This is a genomic window from Aromatoleum aromaticum EbN1 (assembly GCF_000025965.1).
GTDB classification, from domain to species: domain Bacteria; phylum Pseudomonadota; class Gammaproteobacteria; order Burkholderiales; family Rhodocyclaceae; genus Aromatoleum; species Aromatoleum aromaticum.
In genome coordinates this window covers 1,812,689-1,829,312 of record NC_006513.1, presented here as the reverse complement: position 1 = coordinate 1,829,312, position 16,624 = coordinate 1,812,689, and the positions used below count along the sequence as shown (strand labels likewise).

At 67.5% G+C, this 16,624-nt stretch carries 14 protein-coding genes; 1 reads left to right on the top strand and 13 read right to left on the bottom strand.

Features of this window, described 5'->3' with window-relative positions:
* Positions 1-16: 16 nt before the first annotated feature.
* The 5 genes from EBN1_RS08620 to EBN1_RS08600 all read right to left on the bottom strand — a co-directional run bounded on the left by EBN1_RS08620 (position 17) and on the right by EBN1_RS08600 (position 7,716).
* Positions 17-463 (bottom strand): hypothetical protein, encoded by a 447-nt coding sequence (locus EBN1_RS08620; protein ID WP_011237565.1) that lies wholly within the window; start codon positions 461-463, stop codon positions 17-19.
* Between the two features lie 165 nt (positions 464-628).
* Positions 629-3,712: a tetrathionate reductase subunit A gene (locus EBN1_RS08615; protein ID WP_011237564.1), complete on the bottom strand. Its 3,084-nt coding sequence runs from the start codon at positions 3,710-3,712 to the stop codon at positions 629-631.
* A gap of 22 nt (positions 3,713-3,734) precedes the next feature.
* Positions 3,735-4,823 (bottom strand): NrfD/PsrC family molybdoenzyme membrane anchor subunit, encoded by a 1,089-nt coding sequence (gene nrfD, locus EBN1_RS08610; protein ID WP_011237563.1) that lies wholly within the window; start codon positions 4,821-4,823, stop codon positions 3,735-3,737.
* 19 nt (positions 4,824-4,842) lie between these two features.
* Positions 4,843-5,583, bottom strand: a complete 741-nt coding sequence (dsrO, locus tag EBN1_RS08605) for a sulfate reduction electron transfer complex DsrMKJOP subunit DsrO (RefSeq protein WP_011237562.1) — start codon at positions 5,581-5,583, stop codon at positions 4,843-4,845.
* 150 nt (positions 5,584-5,733) lie between these two features.
* Positions 5,734-7,716 (bottom strand): UvrD-helicase domain-containing protein, encoded by a 1,983-nt coding sequence (locus tag EBN1_RS08600; RefSeq protein WP_011237561.1) that lies wholly within the window; start codon positions 7,714-7,716, stop codon positions 5,734-5,736.
* Between the two features lie 293 nt (positions 7,717-8,009).
* Here EBN1_RS08600 and dksA point away from each other — a divergent pair, with 293 nt between their 5' ends.
* On the top strand, positions 8,010-8,438 hold the full coding sequence (gene dksA / locus EBN1_RS08595) for an RNA polymerase-binding protein DksA (RefSeq protein WP_041646064.1): 429 nt from the start codon (positions 8,010-8,012) through the stop codon (positions 8,436-8,438).
* A 95-nt stretch (positions 8,439-8,533) separates the two neighbouring features.
* Here dksA and lipA read toward each other — a convergent pair whose 3' ends face one another.
* The 8 genes from lipA to mrdA form a co-directional block, all read right to left on the bottom strand.
* Positions 8,534-9,481, bottom strand: coding sequence for a lipoyl synthase (lipA, locus tag EBN1_RS08590; RefSeq protein ID WP_011237559.1), 948 nt, complete (start codon positions 9,479-9,481; stop codon positions 8,534-8,536).
* Positions 9,482-9,530: 49 nt separating this feature from the next.
* Positions 9,531-10,226, bottom strand: a complete 696-nt coding sequence (gene lipB, locus EBN1_RS08585; protein WP_011237558.1) for a lipoyl(octanoyl) transferase LipB — start codon at positions 10,224-10,226, stop codon at positions 9,531-9,533.
* Positions 10,227-10,499, bottom strand: coding sequence for a YbeD family protein (locus EBN1_RS08580; RefSeq protein ID WP_011237557.1), 273 nt, complete (start codon positions 10,497-10,499; stop codon positions 10,227-10,229).
* A complete protein-coding gene (locus tag EBN1_RS08575) occupies positions 10,492-11,349 on the bottom strand; it encodes a D-amino acid aminotransferase (RefSeq protein WP_011237556.1) in 858 nt (285 codons plus the stop codon). Before EBN1_RS08575 ends, EBN1_RS08580 begins: the two co-directional genes overlap by 8 nt.
* A 31-nt stretch (positions 11,350-11,380) precedes the next feature.
* On the bottom strand, positions 11,381-12,508 hold the full coding sequence (locus tag EBN1_RS08570) for a D-alanyl-D-alanine carboxypeptidase family protein (protein ID WP_041646062.1): 1,128 nt from the start codon (positions 12,506-12,508) through the stop codon (positions 11,381-11,383).
* A 116-nt stretch (positions 12,509-12,624) separates the two neighbouring features.
* Positions 12,625-13,536, bottom strand: a complete 912-nt coding sequence (locus tag EBN1_RS08565; protein WP_011237554.1) for a septal ring lytic transglycosylase RlpA family protein — start codon at positions 13,534-13,536, stop codon at positions 12,625-12,627.
* Positions 13,537-13,555: 19 nt separating this feature from the next.
* On the bottom strand, positions 13,556-14,698 hold the full coding sequence (gene rodA / locus EBN1_RS08560; protein ID WP_011237553.1) for a rod shape-determining protein RodA: 1,143 nt from the start codon (positions 14,696-14,698) through the stop codon (positions 13,556-13,558).
* On the bottom strand, positions 14,695-16,623 hold the full coding sequence (gene mrdA / locus EBN1_RS08555) for a penicillin-binding protein 2 (RefSeq protein ID WP_011237552.1): 1,929 nt from the start codon (positions 16,621-16,623) through the stop codon (positions 14,695-14,697). The genes rodA and mrdA overlap by 4 nt, the downstream gene beginning before the upstream one ends.
* Between the last annotated feature and the right edge of the window lies 1 nt (position 16,624).

The window sequence follows — 16,624 nt, the reverse complement described above, 5'->3', positions numbered from 1 at the left end:
GGCAGGCCCTCGCAGCCTAGCGGGCGGAGCCGCCGCCCTGCCCCATCCCCCCGCCCTGCCCCATCCCCCCGCCCGGGCCCATCCCGCCGCCAGGGCTCGCGCCGCGCGGCCCCATACGGTCCGCGGGGCCGAGGCGCTGGCGTTCACCCGGATCCATCTGGTTTCCCGGCCCCATCATCCCGCGGCCACGCATCGGCGGTTCGTCGGGGAGCGTCACACCGCGCTCCTTCGCACGCTCCACCATCCGCTCGTGATGCTCGGCGCGGATCTGCTCGCGCTCCTCGAGGGTGCGTGCCGCGCGCATGCGGTCACGATGCTCGGCCCGCTCTTGCGGCGTCATGATCTGGGAGCCGTAGACCGGAGTGGTGTCGTCGACCGGCGGCATGCCGCCAGCCGGTTGAGCGAGCGCGCTGCCGGAAATCCACACTGCGGCCAGCGCGGTCAATAACGTCTTGAGTTTCATTGAAGCCTCCGTCGTCAAGTTGCTTGGAACCACTTGTGCGGTGCCGTGCCGCGCAGGTCCGGCGATGTCGCGCCGATGCGCTTGCGGCGATCCGCTCCAATTCAATATAGGCCGCCAGCCGTCCCGATCGTCATTATTTTTACATTCGGTTTTTCTATCCCCGGGTCAAATCCGCTCGAGCTTCGCCGGCAGGCCGTTGCGCACCGCGGTGCCGGCAACCGCGTCGACCCAGATCGCCTGGTTGCCGCGCGTCGGATCGACGAGGCCGAGGTCGTTAAGGTTGATGCCCGCGCGCAACTCCGGCCGATCGGGCTGGCGCTCGCTGCCGAATTTGTGCGCGCGGGCGCCGAGCTCCCGGTGGCCGTAGCCGTGCTCGACTGCCACCACGCCGCGCATCACGCCTTCATGGACGATGACGCGGCAGGTGGCGTGGCCGGCGGGGGTCGCGATGCGGGCGAGGTCGCCGGTCACGAGCCCGAGCCGCGCGGCGTCCGCGGGATGCACGATGACCGGATTGTCCGGGTGCAGGCCGGTGATCCGCGTCGCGATGCTGTAGGAGTTCTGCAGCGCGGACTTGTAGCTGACGGCGAGCAGCGGCCAGTCGGCATCGCTGTGCACGTCTCGCACCGGCGTGCCGTCGGCGAACGCGGGCGGCTGCCAAGTCGCGCAGCCGGTGAAACGGCGGCCCGTGAGGCTGTTCTTCGCACCGCCGACGCTGTCGTTCCATAGCCAGAGCGCGCCTTTGAAGCGGCTCGTCTGCCATTCCCCGTTCGTTTCGTCCTGCGCCTCTTTCGCCGGCTGGTAACGGCCGCCCCGCGTGTAGAGAAATGCGACCTTGCGCCATTCGTCAGCTTTCAGCGTCGCTTCGAGCAGCGGTCGCAGGCGCTCGACGCCGGACAGTGCGAGGTCCTCGTCGGTCGCGTCGCCGACCGGCGCCTTGCCGGCGAACGCTATGTTCGCGCCGCCGCGCAGATACCAGTCCTCGGGCCGCTCGAGCGCAACGCGCTTGCCGTCGGCGTCGGCGAGCCCTTCCGGGCCGAAGCCCGGCAGGCCCATCGCCTTCGCCAGCGCGATGAACAACGTCTCCATGCCGATCGCCTGGCCGTCGGCTGTTTTTGCGGCCTTCGGCTCGACCACCGGCCAGCGCGCCGTCGTGGCTTTCGTCGGCACGCCGTTCCACGGCGCGGTCCAGCCCCAGCTCTCGTACATCAGCGAGTCCGGAACGATGTAGTCGGCGAACGCGTTGCTCTCGTTGATCAACGGGTCGACGGAGACGATCAGCGGCAGCTTCTTCGGATCGGCAAGTTCCTTCTCGACGAGCGCTCGCGCCCCCGGGATGCCGTAGAGGGGGTTTGCGCTCCACAGCACGAGTGCTTTCACTCCGTACGGGTAGCCGCGCAGCATCGCCGGGAACCATTCGGTGCCGAGGCCGGGCGCGTTCGGGAACCACGCGTCGCGCGCCGGGTAAGGCTTGCCGGCGGCCTTGCGGCGGGCAAACTCGGCGGATTTCTCGTACGGCACGTTGCGGCCGAGCGGAGTGCCCTTCGGCTTGATCGCCCCGGGGAAGGATTCGAGGTCGTAGCGCGGACCGGCGCCGGCGTCCTTGAAGCCACCGCCATTGACGACGAAGCCGCCTTTCCAGTTCAGATTGCCGATCAGCGCATTCAGCGTGACGACCGAGTACGCGTTGTAGAAACCGTTGCCGGCCATCATGCCGCCGTGCGCAATCGCGCTCGCCTTGCGGCCGTGGCTGGTGAACTCCTCGGCGAGGCCGATGATGACCGCTTCGGGCACGCCGCAGATCTCCGCGTACTCGGCGAGCGTCACTTTCAGCGCCGACTCGCGCAGCAGCTCGTACGACGTCTTCACTGCGAGCGCCCTGTCCCCGTTCGGCAGGGGGCCGGCGGCTTCGAGCGGCGCCGCAGCGGTGGCCGCTGCGACCGGTGCAGGCTTGCCGGCGGCACCGAGGACGAGGTACGGATCGACGTCCTGGTATCTGTCCGCTTCGGCGACCGCCATGCCGATGTCCGAGCCGCGCAGGAAGCGGCCTTCGCGCGGATGACCCGGTTCGGTGATCACGAGCCAGGACGCGTTCGTGAAGGACGGCTCGCCCGCCGCTTCCGCAGCCGCGAGGTTCGGCAGCGCGAGATACGCGGTGTTCACCCGGTCGTTCTCGAACATCCAGCGCATCATGCCCATGACCAATGCTCCGTCCGTACCCGGGCGGATCGGCACCCAGCGCCCGCGTTCGCCTGCGGCGCGGTTGTCCGCGTTCGTCAGCACCGGATCGACGACGACGTATTCGAGCCGACCTTCCGTGCGGCCTTTCGCAAGCAGCGTCCCGGTGCGCTTGAACGGGTTGCCGGCGTTGCCGGGGGCAGTGCCGATGAAGAGCACGAACTCGGCGTTCGCGAGGTCCGGTTTCGCGTGCGGCATCTTCTTCAGGTCGCCGAACAGCGCGCCCGAGCCCGAGCGATACGCACCGCCGCAGTACGAGCCGTGACCGATGAAGTTCAGCGTGCCGTACGACTGGTTCCAGAAGCGGCGCGCGAATGCTTCGCGGCCGTCATTGACGCTCGTCCACACCGCGACCTGATTGACTTTCGCGCCGAGCTGCGGCGCTTCCGCATCGATCGGCCCGTTCAGGTCGCGCAGCGCCCGTAGCCCGTCGACATGCCCTTCGCCGAACAGATCGCCCCCTTCGACGAGCTCGCGCACGAGCTGCTCGAACGGGATCGGCTGCCACTGCCCGGAGTTGCGCGGGCCGACGCGCTTCAACGGCGTGAGCACGCGGAACGGCGAGTTCATCTGGTCCATCGCCGCGTTGCCGCGACCACACGCAGTCGAGCGGCCCGCGAGGCCCTGGTCCTGGAAGCGCGACAGCGCGACGAAGCTTTCCTTCACCGACGCCTTCATCGGCAGGTGCGGCTCCGTCGACAGCGGGCTGTACGGGTTGCCGGCGACACGGATGACGTTGCCGGTCGTCTTGTCGATTCGAACCCGAATCCCGCACTGCGTCGTGCACCCGAGGCAGCCGGTGTAGCTGACCTGCTGGTTCGGGTTCGGATGCAGTTCGCCGGTTTCGGCATCGACCGTGAATTCCGGCTCGGCCGAACGGCCGTGGAAGTTGTGCGCCTGCGGTTCGTCCCCGACGAGGCCGGACATCATGCGGCCCAGCGTCTGGGAGAATCCCGCGGCGAAGACGGCGAGGCCGCCGGCGGCGATCAGTTCGCGACGTTCGATTTTCATGATGAGTGTCCCGTGATTCGAATCAGACGCCGGCCTTGCCGAGCCGGTCGAGCGGCAGCAGCGTGGTCAGCACGACGAAGAGAAAGATCCACAACCCGACGGTACCGACGATGCCCATCAGGCCTTCGGGACCGAGCGGAAGCTGGTAGCTGTAGTAGCCGGCGCCGGTCTTCGGCACTTCCTGCCCGCCGATGAAGATCGTCCAGCGCATCATCCACGCCGAGTGCAGCGCGAGCAGGCCGATCAGCAGACCCGACGCCGGGCGCTTCCACGCCAGCAGCAGCGTGACGACGGTGGCGGAGATCGCCCAGACGGCGCTGACCTGCCAGTTCGCCGACGGCGCGACTTCGGCGAGCGCCTGCGCATGGGTCGGCGACAGGCCGCTCAGCCCGAGCGCGAGCCAGACGCCGCCGACGAGGAGCGCGACGAACTGCGTCGCGGCGAGCGCCGTCGCCATGCGGCACGTCGCTCCCGGCTCGCCACCGCCCGGCAGCGCGCGGTTGAACAGCAGCGTCAGCCCGAGCCCGCCCGCGAGTGCCGTGACGAAGAACTGCACCGGCAACAGCGGCGTGTGCCACAGCGGGCGCGCCCGCACGAGCATCACCTCGACGCCGGTGTAGAGCGCAACGAGCGCGGCGCCGACGAACGCGAGCAGCGCCGCGGCGACGAGCGCGTTGCGGCTTTCGTGACCGCCGTAGGCGATGCGGCGCGCGAGGCCGGCGAGCCTGCCGCCTTCGTCGGCGTGGCGCGCGAGCAGCGGACGGTACGCGAGCCACGCGTACAGGATCAGCCCGGTCAGATAGACGGGGATGAAGAATGCGCCCCACGACATCCACGACGTCGGCGTGAAGTAGGCATAAAAATGCCAGAAGCGTGCCGGCTGGTGCAGGTCGGCCAGCAGCGCGACCGGCGCCGTCAGGCCGCACACGAGTGCCGCGAGCAGCGCCAGGCGCGAGATGCCTTCCCAGCCGTTGCGCCGGAACACCAGGCCCGGCAGCGACACGAGGAACGCGCCGTACGACAGGCCAATGAGAAAGAAGTACTGCACCGCCCATGGCAGCCACGCGATTTCGCGCGCGACGTTGACGGTTTCGACGATATCGGCATTCATGATCGGTCTCCTGTTGCCGTCAGCCGTGGCGCTTGCGCGGCTGCCACAGCGTGCCCTGTCCTTCGACCTTGCCCTGGAAGCGCTCGTCGAGCCCGATGTAGAACACGCGCGGCTCGGTCCCCTGCTCGGGCTTGAGCACTTTCACTTCGGCTTTCGCCGCGTCGAGCCTCCGCCGCAGCTCCCCGTCCGGGTCGTTGAGGTCGCCGAAGATGCGCGCGCCGCCGACGCACGTCTCGACGCATGCGGGCAGCAGACCGGCGTCGACGCGATGCGCGCAGAATGTGCATTTGTCGGCCTTGTTCGTCTCGTGGTTGATGAAGCGCGCATCGTAGGGGCAGGCCTGCACGCAGTACGCGCAGCCAACGCAGCGATCCCCGTCGACGACAACGATGCCGTCCTCGCGCTTGAACGTCGCGCCGACCGGGCACACCGGCACGCACGGCGGCGCGTCGCAGTGGTTGCACAAGCGCGGCAGCATGTACGTGCCGGCCGGCTGGTCGGCGTCGGTCAGCTTGACGCTGTACGTCGACACGACGGTGCGGAAGCTGCCTTCGGGCACTGCGTTTTCCTGGATGCACGATACGGTGCAGGCTTGGCAGCCGATGCATTTTCGCGTATCGACGAGCATCGCCCAGTGGTGCCTGCCGTCGGCGGCGAGCGCTGGGGCCGGGGCGACGGCTGCTGCGGCAGTCAGGACCGGGATGCCGCGGAGGAAAGCCCGCCGGGATTCCGACATTGCGGGTGGCTCGGGGTGTCTCATGACAACGCTCCTGGTAAATGGGGAGTCGCTGCCACTTTAGGCCGCAGGCGATGCCGCGAAAATCGGATGTATCGGCGAGGCGCCTAGATGAATTTACCTATTGCACGGGCGAACGCGAGGTGCTGCCGCGGTGCGGCGAAGCTTGCGGCCTCAGCGCCCTTCGAGCATCGCCATCAGGTTCGCGATGCGCGCGCGGCCTTCTTCCTTCGACACCGGCGCGTTCGACTTGCGGTCATTGACTTTCACGTCGCCGCCCATCTCCTCGATGAAGCGCGACGGCTCGCAGGTGCGCGCTTCCTTGCCGGCCTTGCGCCGCTCGCACCAGGTGATGTTGAGGCTCCGCTGCGCGCGCGTGATGCCGACGTACATCAGACGGCGCTCTTCCTCGATCTTGTCCTCGTCGATGGATGACTGGTGCGGCAAGAGCCCTTCCTCGACGCCGACGAGGAGCACGTGCTTGAACTCCAGCCCTTTCGACGCGTGCAGCGTCGCGAGCTGCACGCCGTCGAACTCGCTGTCGTTCTTGTCGAGCATCGAGATCAGCGCGATCGTCTGCGTCAGCTCGATGAGGTTCTTGCCGTCCTCGTCGCCTTTCCTGCCGAGCCAGCCGACGAAGTCGCGCACGTTGCTCCATTTCGACTCCGCCTCGCGCGGGTCGAGATGCTCGAACAGCCAGGCCTCGTAGCGGATCGCCGCGAGCAGGTCCTCGAGCAGACGCGACGCCGGCTCGCGCGTCGCGCGGTACTGCAGGCGGTTGATGAAATTGCCGAACTCCTGCACCTGTTCGAGCTGGCGCGCGGACAGCGCCTGCGCCGCGCCTTCCTCGAACGTCGCGGCGAAGAGGCTGACGTGGCGCCGTCCGGCATAGCTGCCGAGCGCTTCGAGCGTGCCGGCGCCGATGCCGCGGCGCGGCGTCGTGATCGCGCGAATGAACGCGAGGTCGTCGTCCTCGTTCATCAGCAGGCGCAGGTACGCGATCAGGTCGCGGATCTCGGCCTTGTCGAAGAACGACTGGCCGCCGGAGATCACGTACGGGATCTTCTGGTTCCGGAGCTGCTGCTCGATCAGCCGCGCCTGGTGGTTGCCGCGGTACAGCACCGCGTAGTCGGAAAACTTCGTGCGGTGCTCGAACTTGTGCGCGCTGATTTTCGACGCGACCCATTCGGCCTCGTGCTCGGCGTCGCGGCACGCGGTCACCGTGACCTGTTCGCCGGCGCCGTGCTCGGACCACAGCCGCTTTTCGAACAGCTTCTCGTTGTTCGCGATCAGCGTGTTCGCGGCGGTGAGGATGCGTTTCGACGAGCGGTAGTTCTGTTCGAGCTTGATGACCTTGAGCTTCGGGTAGTCCTGCTGCAAGAGCTTCAGGTTTTCGACGTCGGCGCCGCGCCACGCGTAGATCGCCTGGTCGTCGTCGCCGACCGCGGTGAAGGCGCCGCGCGCGCCGGCGAGGTGGCGCAACAGCGTGTATTGCGCCCGGTTCGTGTCCTGGTATTCGTCGACGAGGAGATAGCGCAACTTGTTCTGCCAGCGCTCGCGCACCTCCGGGTGTTCGTCGAAGAGGCGCACCGGCAGGCTGATCAGGTCGTCGAAATCGACCGCCTGGTACGCGCGCAGCGTGCGCTCGTATTCGGCGTACAGCAGCGCCGCGGCCGACGCGAGCTCGTTGTCGGCGAGCTGCGCCGCCTGCTCCGGCGTCACCATCGCGTTCTTCCAGCCCGAGATCTGCCACTGCATCGCTTTCGAGCGCGCCTTGTCGGCGTCGCGCGTGATGTCGGCGACGATCTGCACCGTGTCGGAGGCGTCGAGGATCGAGAACTGCGGCTTGAGTCCGCAGTGCTTCGCTTCCTGGCGCACGATCTTCACGCCGAGCGCGTGGAAAGTGCACACCGTCAGGCCGCCCGGCACGCGCCCGCCCATCAGCCCGGCGACGCGCTCCTGCATCTCCTTCGCCGCCTTGTTGGTGAACGTGATCGCAGCGATGTTCACGGGATTCAGCCCGCACGCGTTGATCAGGTGCGCGATCTTGTGCGTGATGACGCGCGTCTTGCCGCTGCCGGCGCCGGCGAGCACGAGGCTCGGCCCGTCGAGGTAATGGATCGCGTCGCGCTGCGGAGCGTTCAGATGAGCGGACATGGGCGTCGAGCCGGAAGGACTGCGGGAAAAGGATGCCGCCGGCAGGCGGCATGCCGGCATTCTAGCCGATCAGCCCGGCGCCCCCGACTCTGGCCCTGGCCCCGGAGATGACAAGGGAGGCGAAAGCTTTCAGAATGGACCGCGTGATGATCTCCAACGACGGGATTCCCGTTTGATCGGAATATTCGCCGCTCTGGCAATCGCGATGCCGGGAATCGAAGCGATTTTGCAACCTTGCAGTGCCGTCCTGCGAATCCTGCCGGCCGGTATGGAAGTAACACGGAGAGCTCATTATGAATAATTCATCACCCCGAAAACGCCCCCTGTCGGAGGCCGAACTGCTCCGTATGTCGGCCGACGACTACATGAACGATGCGCAGCTCGAGTTCTTCCGCGAGCGGCTGCTCGCGCTGCAGGCGGAACTGCGCGAGAACAGCGAGGAAACCCGCACCCATCTGCGCGAAACGATCGCCACTCCCGACGAGGCTGACCGCGCGACGCAGGAAGAAGAGCAGGTGCTGGAGCAACGCATCCGTGACCGCGAATTGAAGCTGCTGCACAAGGTCGAAGCTGCGCTGCGACGTATTGAGGACGGCACTTACGGTTATTGCGAAGCGACCGGCGAACCGATCGGCGTCGGCCGCCTGCTCGCGCGGCCGACCGCGACGCTGAGCCTCGAGGAGCAGGAGCGGCACGAACGGACCGAGCGGTTGTTCCGCTGAGCGCGCCCACCGTCCGGTCTCATGCTGGAACGACACGGCGCGAACGGCGGGCCGCATGAGGGCGACCGCGTGGCGCTAGCGCCCCGCCCGGCAGCTCAGACGACGCCCGCGCCGTACGCCTGCTGGTCGGCCCAGTAGCTCGAGCGCACCATCGGGCCGCAGGCCGCGTTCTTGAAGCCCATCGCGAGCGCCTCGGTCTCGAACATCTTGAACGTGTCCGGATGCACATAGCGCAGCACCGGCAGGTGTCCGGTCGACGGTTGCAGATACTGGCCGATCGTCAGCATCTCGACGTCGTGCGCGCGCAGGTCGCGCAGCACGTCGAGGATCTCGTCGTCGGTCTCGCCGAGGCCGACCATCAGGCCGGACTTCGTCGGCACGTCGGGATGGCGCGCCTTGAATTCCTTCAGCAGCCGAAGCGAATACGCGTAGTCCGCGCCCGGGCGCGCCTGTTTGTAGAGCCGCGGCACTGTCTCGAGGTTGTGGTTCATGACGTCCGGCGGCGCCTGGTCGAAGATTTCGAGCGCGACGTCGAGCCGGCCGCGGAAGTCCGGCACGAGCACTTCGATGCGCGTCTTCGGTGACGCCGCGCGCGTCTCGCGAATGCAGTCGACGAAGTGCTGCGCGCCGCCGTCACGCAGGTCGTCGCGGTCGACGCTGGTGATGACGACGTAGTTGAGCCGCATCGCGCCGATCGTCGCCGCGAGCTCCTGCGGTTCGTTCGCGTTCAGCGGCTCGGGCCGGCCGTGGCCGACATCGCAGAACGGGCAGCGACGCGTGCAGATGTCGCCCATGATCATGAACGTCGCGGTACCTTTGCCGAAGCATTCGTGGATGTTCGGGCACGACGCTTCCTCGCATACGGTGTGCAGCTTGTGCTCGCGCAGGCTCGCCTTGATTTCGTTGAAGCGCTCGGCTTCGTGGCCGGCGCCGAGCCGGATGCGGATCCACTCGGGCTTCTTCAGGCGTTCGGCGGGGACGATCTTGATCGGGATGCGCGCGGTCTTGTCTGCGCCGCGTTGCTTGCGTGCCGTGCTGTCCATGCGGGTCTCTCGTGTCGTGATGGGTCGGGGCGGGTAAGCCGTTCAGGGTTCAGGCCGGCGGCCGGCCGGCGGGGTACACCGGTGGCAGCAGGCGCTGCAGGGCGGTGAGCAGGTGCTCGCCAACACTCGCTACATCGTCGGCGATGCCGAAGTCCTTCATCCGCACTGTGCGGAGGCCTTCGTAACCGCAGGGGTTGATCGAGGAAAACGGCGCCAGGTCGACGTCGACGTTCAGCGCCAGGCCGTGATAGCTGCGCCCGTTGCGCACGCGCAGCCCGAGCGCGCCGATCTTCGCGCCGTCGACATAGACGCCCGGCGCGCCGGCTTTGCGTTCGGCGCCAACGCCGTAGCCGGCGAGGCAGTCGATGACCGCCTGTTCCATCAGCGTCACCAGCTCGCGCACCTTGAGGCCGCGACGGTGCAGGTCGATCAGCAGATACGCGACGAGCTGGCCCGGGCCGTGATAAGTGATCTGCCCGCCGCGGTCGATTTTCACGAGCGGGATGCCGACGTCGCGCAGCAGGTGTTCCGGCTGGCCCGCCTGGCCGAGCGTGTAGACCGGCGGATGTTCGAGCAGCCAGATCTCGTCCGGCGTGTCGGCGCTGCGGGCGTCGGTAAAGGCGCGCATCGCGTGCCAGGTGGGTTCGTAATCGACGCAGCCGAGGCGGCGGACGACCAGCGCCGGCGTGCCGGCAGGCTGCGGTGCCTGCGGCGGAAGGGCAGCCAGCTCGCCGCCGGCGATCATCTACAGCACCACCTTCACGAGGGGATGCGCGGTCAGTTCGCGATACAGCGCGTCGAGCTGCGACTGCGACACCGCGCGGATCGTGCAGGTCAGCGCGAGGTAGTTGCCTTTGCGCGACGGACGCATCTCGACCAGCCGGGCATCGAAATCCGGGGCGTGGCGCAGCACCACTTCGACCACGGCCTGGGCGAATTCATCGACCCGCGCGCCCATGATCTTGATCGGGAAGTCGCACGGGAATTCGAGGAGAGTCGGTCGCGTTTCGTCAGCCACTGCGCATCACCGTGTTCTTGAAGTCCTGGTACCAGTTGTACATTCGGCGCGCGACGGGGCCGGGAGTTCCGTTCCCCACAGCCAGGCCGTCGAGCGTCGTGATCGCGAGCACTTCCTTCGTCGACGACGTCATCCACACTTCGTCGGCAGTCCGCACCTCGTCTTCGAGGATCTCGCGCACCTGATACGGCAGGCCGTGTTGCGCCGCGAGCTCGAGCACGACGTCGTACGTGATGCCGGGCAGCATCAGATGGCTTTTCGGCGGTGCGAGCATCGTGCCGTCCCTGACGATGACGATGTTCGACGCCGCCCCTTCGGTGAGGAAACCGTCGCGGAAGAGCACCGTCTCGACACAGCCGCTGTCGATCGCGCCCTGGCGCAGCAGGCAGTTCGCGAGCAGCGCGGTGCTCTTGAGGTCGCAGCGCAGCCAGCGGAAATCGGCCGCGCTGACTGCGGCGACGCCACGCGCAAGCTGCTCGGCCGGCGGCGTGACGAGCTCGTCGCTCATCAGGAACACGGTCGGCCGAATCGGCACCGGAAACGCATGGTTGCGCCCGTCGCCGCAGCCGCGCGACACCTGCAGGTAGACTGACTGGTCCGCCCACGGGTTGCGCGCAATGATCTCGTTGATGATTCCGGACCATTCGGACGGCGCGTGCGGATTCGGCAGGCGGATCGCGTCGAGCGTATGGGCGAGCCGCTCGAGATGCTGCGCGAGGCGGAACGGCCGGCGCGAATACACCGGGATCACTTCGTAGCCGCCGTCGCCGAACAGGAAACCACGGTCGAGCGGCGAAATCCGCGCGTCGGCGAGCGGCTGGAACGTGCCGTTCAGAAAGCAGATGCTCATGGGCGTCTCCGCATCGGCGTTACAGGCTCTGTTACAGGCTCTTGATCCACAACAGCAGCGTATCCCACAGGCGGCCGAAGAAGCCGGCCACCGGCACGTCCTGCAGCGCGACGACCGCGTGTTCGCCGAGCGGCTTGCCGTCGAGAGTCAGGTGCAGCGTGCCGATCGGCTGGCCTTTCTGGATCGGCGCAATGACCGGCTGCTGGCTGACCAGCGAAGCCTCGATTTTCTCCGACTGCCCTTTCGGCAGCGACATCACGAAGTCGCCGAGGAAGCCGACCGCAACGTCGTCGGCCTGGCCTTTCCACACCTGGAAGCGCGACAGTTCCTGGTCGGCCGAATAGAGTTTGACGGTGTCGTGGAACTGGAAGCCGTAGTTCAGCAGTTTCAGCGACTCTTGCGCGCGGATCGTGTCCGAATCGGTGCCGAGCATGACCGAGATCAGGCGGCGCGGACCGCGCTGTGCCGACGAAATCAGGCAGTAGCCGGCGCTGCTGGTGTGGCCGGTCTTCAGGCCGTCGACGGTCGTGTCCAGCCACAGCAGGCGATTGCGGTTCGGCTGGGTGATCTTGTTGTACGTGTACTCTTTCTGGGAGTAATAGCGGTAATACTCGGGGAAGTCGCGCACGATCGCCGCGGCGAGCAGCCCCAGGTCGCGCGCGGTGGTGTAGAGCTGCGGGTCGGGCAAGCCGGTCGAGTTCGTGAAGTGGGTGTTTTTCATGCCGAGGCGCTGGGCTTCGGCGTTCATCATGTGCGCGAACGCTTCCTCGGAACCGGCGAGGAGCTCGGCCAGCGCGACGCACGCGTCGTTGCCGGACTGGATGATCATCCCCGAAGTGAGTTCGCCGACGGTAACGGGCCGGTTCGGTTCGATGAACATCCGCGAGCCTTCGCTGCGCCAGGCTTTGTTCGACACCGGCACCGTCTGATCGAGCGTGATCGTGCCGTTCTTCAGCGCCGCGAACGTCAGGTAAGCCGTCATCAGCTTCGTCAGCGAAGCCGGTTCGATACGCGCGTCCGGTTCCTGCGCCGCGAGCACCTGCCCGGTGGCGTGATCCATCAGCAGCCAGGATTTGGCAGCCAGCGTCGGCGCGGGGACATTCTGGGCTGAAGCGGGAAAGGCGAGCAACGCAAGAAGCAGGACAATGAATAAACGCATGAGGACCTGAGGGAGAACCGGAAGGTGAGGAAGGGAAGGAACAGCGGAGCCTGCGATTATAGTGGGTCGAACGGGCAAAGCCGGCGCGGATCCGATGCCGCCCGGGTGATCATGTTTCAGCGTGTAACAACGAAGGGGCGGATATCCAGCGCTGCCGCAAGGCGTCCGGCTTCGTCGCGGGCTTCGTCGGCGGACGCGAACGGCCCGAGCTGCACGCGATAGCGGCTGCCGTCTTCCTGGAGTTCGAGGCGGTCGGCGAGCGTTTCGAATTCGTCGCGAACCCGCGCGCGCAACCCTTCGGCCTTCGCTGCCGAAGAAAACGTGCCGAGCTGAAGGAACACGCCGCGCCCCACGCTCAATCCCTGCGCCGGCTGCGCCGGCTGCGCCGGCGTGCTCAGCGCGATCTCGTGCGGCAGGATCGTTTCGACCTCGACCGGGGCGCTGCCGGCATTCACGTAGCCGAGCCGATGCGCGCCGGCATACGAGAGGTCGATGATGCGGTCCTTGTGGAACGGGCCCCGATCGTTGATGCGGACCACGATCGTCCGACCGTTGGCCGGGTTCGTCACGCGCGCATAGCTCGGGATCGGCAGCGTCGGATGTGCCGCAGTCATCGCGTACATGTCGTAGGGCTCGCCGCTGGACGTCGGCTTGCCGTGGAAGCGCCGCCCGTACCAGCTCGCGCGCCCGCGCTGGCGGAACGCGCTCAGCTCGGTCGCCGGAACGTACTCCTGGCCGAAAACGCTGTACGGCCGGTTGGCGAAACGATGCAGCGGCTCGAGGCGCGGTTCGGCATCCGCAATGGCATCGAGGTTCGCCGGGATGTCGCTGCCGGGGCCGTCGTCCTTGTAGTACCCGCCGCGCCGCGCTGCCGAGCCGGCGCCCGCAGGCGCCTGCATCGTCGTGTCTCGCGACGGGGTCGAGCCGCAGCCGGACAGCCCTGCCGCAAACGCCCCGGCAAGGGCCAGCGCCAGCACCAGGGACCGCACGCCGGCCGCAGTCATCGGATCGCAATCGTTCGAACGCACTCGAGTTCCTCTTCTTCTTTCAAGCTTTTGCGAGCACACGGCTGCGCTGGATGCTCATGAGGATACCGACCCCGAGGCACAAGGTCACCAGTGCGGTGCCGCCGTAACTGATGAACGGCAACGGCACCCCCACGACCGGCAGGATGCCGCTGACCATGCCCATGTTCACGAAAGCGTAAGTGAAGAAGATCATCGTGATCGAACCGGCCAGCAGGCGCGTCGCCAGCGAAGGCGCCTGCGCCGCGATGACGAAGCCGCGCAGCAGCAGCAGCAGATAGCTCGCCAGCAGCAGCAGCGCGCCGAGCAGGCCGAACTCCTCGGCGAGCACCGAGAAGATGAAATCGGTGTGGCGCTCGGGGAGGAACGCGAGATGGGTCTGCGTCCCTTCGGTCCAGCCTTTGCCGAGGACGCCGCCGGAGCCGATCGCGATCGTCGACTGGATGATGTGAAAACCCCGGCCGAGCGGATCCTGGGTCGGATCGAGCAGCGTGCAGATGCGATGCTTCTGGTACTCGCGCAGCACTTGCCAGTCCACGCCGGGCTGGCACAGCTGGTCGCCAAAGCCGACGATCGCGCCGATGCCGACGATGCCGACCAGCGCGACCGGCACGATCAGCTTCCACGACAGGCCGGCGAAGAAGATCACGTAGAAGCCGGCAGCGGCGACGAGCAGGCTCGTGCCGAGGTCCGGCTGGACCAGGATCAGCGCGACCGGCACTGCGAGCAGCGCGCCGGCGACGAGGAACTCGCGCAGCCGGATGTGCCCCTCGCGCTGCTGGAAATACCACGCCAGCATCAACGGCATCGCGATCTTCATGATCTCGGACGGCTGGATGCGGGTGATGCCGATGTCGAGCCAGCGCGTCGCGCCTTTGGACGTCTCGCCGAACAGGTCGACCGCGATCAGCAACAGCACGCCCGCGGCGTACAGCGGCAGCGCCAGCGACAGCAGCCGCTGCGGCGGCACGCGGGCAGCGAGCCACATCGCCGCGAGGGCGACGCCGGCATTGACCAGCAGCGACGCGATGCGCTCCGGCGAGGCGCTGTGCATCAGCACGAACGCGTAGCCGAGCAGCACTGCGAGCAGGCCGAACAGGATCGGGTCGATCGGCCGGATCGCGGCGACGAGCAGACGGAGCGGGCTGAAGCGCGGTTCGGTCACGGAGTCGGCTCCGCGTCGTGTCCGGCGTGGGTGTCGTCCTCGGCTTCCGCCGCCTCGGCGTCTTCGCGCGCGGGTGCGTCGAGACGCGCGCCGAGCAGATGGTAGTCGATGACCTGGCGCGCGATCGGCGCTGCCGACTGGGCGCCGAAGCCGCCGTTCTCGACCAGCACCGCGAGCGCGATCGTCGGATTCTCCGCCGGCGCGTACGCGATGAACCACGAGTGGTCGCGCAGCCGCTCGCGGACCCGGCCGGCGACGTATTTCGACCCTTTGAGCGAATACACCTGCGCGGTGCCGGTCTTGCCGCCGGCACTGTACGGGGCGCCGGCGAAGGCGCGCGCACCGGTCCCGGACTTATTGACGTCGACCATCGCCTCGCGCACCGCGGCCAGATGCGCCGGCTTGATCGCGAGCTGGCGGAGCGGCTCGGGCTGGATCGCTCGCCGCTCGCCGCTCGCCGTGTCGATCACGTGGCGCACGACATGCGGCCGGAACACCTTTCCGCCGTTGACGATCGTGGCCAGCGCGTTCGCGAGCTGCACCGGAGTGTAGGCGTTGTACCCCTGGCCGATGCCGACCGAGATCGTCTCGCCGCCGTACCAGCGTTGCTGCTCGGGCTTCTTGAAGCGGCCGCGCTTCCACGCCGGCGACGGCAGCACGCCTTCGGCTTCGCCGGGAATGTCGATGCCGGTGCGCGAACCGAAGCCGAGCGGTGCCATGAACCCGGCGATCTCTTCGATGCCGAGATCGTTCGCGAGCTGGTAATAATAGGTGTTGCACGACACGACGATCGACTTGTGCAGGTCGACCGTGCCGTGGCCGCCGACCTTGTCGTCCATGAAGCGGCGTCCGGCGAAGCTGAAGTAACCTGGATCGGCGATCGCCTGGTTCGCGGTGCGCTTGCCGGTCGTCAGCGCCGCGAGCGCCATGAACGGCTTGAACGTCGATCCGGGCGGATAGGCGCTGAAGATCGCGCGGTTGAGCAGCGGATGGTCCGGCGAATCGTTGAGTTCATTCCAGTCGGCGGTGGAGATGCCGTCGACGAACAGGTTCGGGTCGAATGCCGGTTTCGACGCGAGCGCCAGCACGCCGCCAGTGCGCGGGTCGATCGCGACGAGCGCGCCGCGCCGGTCGCCGAACGCGGCCTCGGCGACTTTCTGCAGCTCGATGTCGAGCGTCAGCTCGAGATCGCTGCCCGTCGTCGCGGGCGTGCGCGATATCACCCGCACCGCGCGCCCGCCGGCGTTCACCTCGACCTGCTCGACGCCGGTCACGCCATGGAGTTCTGTCTCGTAGCTGAGCTCCAGCCCGCTCTTGCCGATGTGGTCCGAGCCGCGATAGTTCGCGGTGTCGCCGCGCTCCTCGATGCGTTCCTGGTCGCGCAGGTTGATCCGCCCGATGTAGCCGATGACGTGCGAAGCGACTTCGCCCTGAGGGTAGTCGCGGAACAGGCGCGCCTGGACTTCGACGCCGGGAAAGCGGTAGCGCCGGGCGACGAAGCGCGCGACTTCGGCGTCGTCGAGGCGCGTGCGGATCGGCACGCTCTCGAAGTTGCGGCTCTCCTCGAGCAGCTTGCGAAAGCGCCGCCGGTCGCGCGCATCGATCGTCACGATCTCGCTCAAGGCATCGATCGTCTCGTCGAGATCGGCGACCTGCGACGGCGTGATCTCGAGCGTGTAGGCGGCGAAGTTGCGCGCCAGCGTCACGCCGTTGCGGTCGAGGATCGCACCGCGCGTCGGCACGATCGGCACGAGGCCGATGCGGTTGTCCTCGGCGCGCGTGAGAAAGTAGTCGTGGCGGACCACCTGGAGGTAATAGAAGCGCGCCGCGAGCAGGCCGAAGCACACCAGCGCGACGATGCCCGCAACCAGCACCCGGCGGCGAAAGCGCCCCAGTTCCTCCTCGGGAGTGCGGAATTCGGTCATC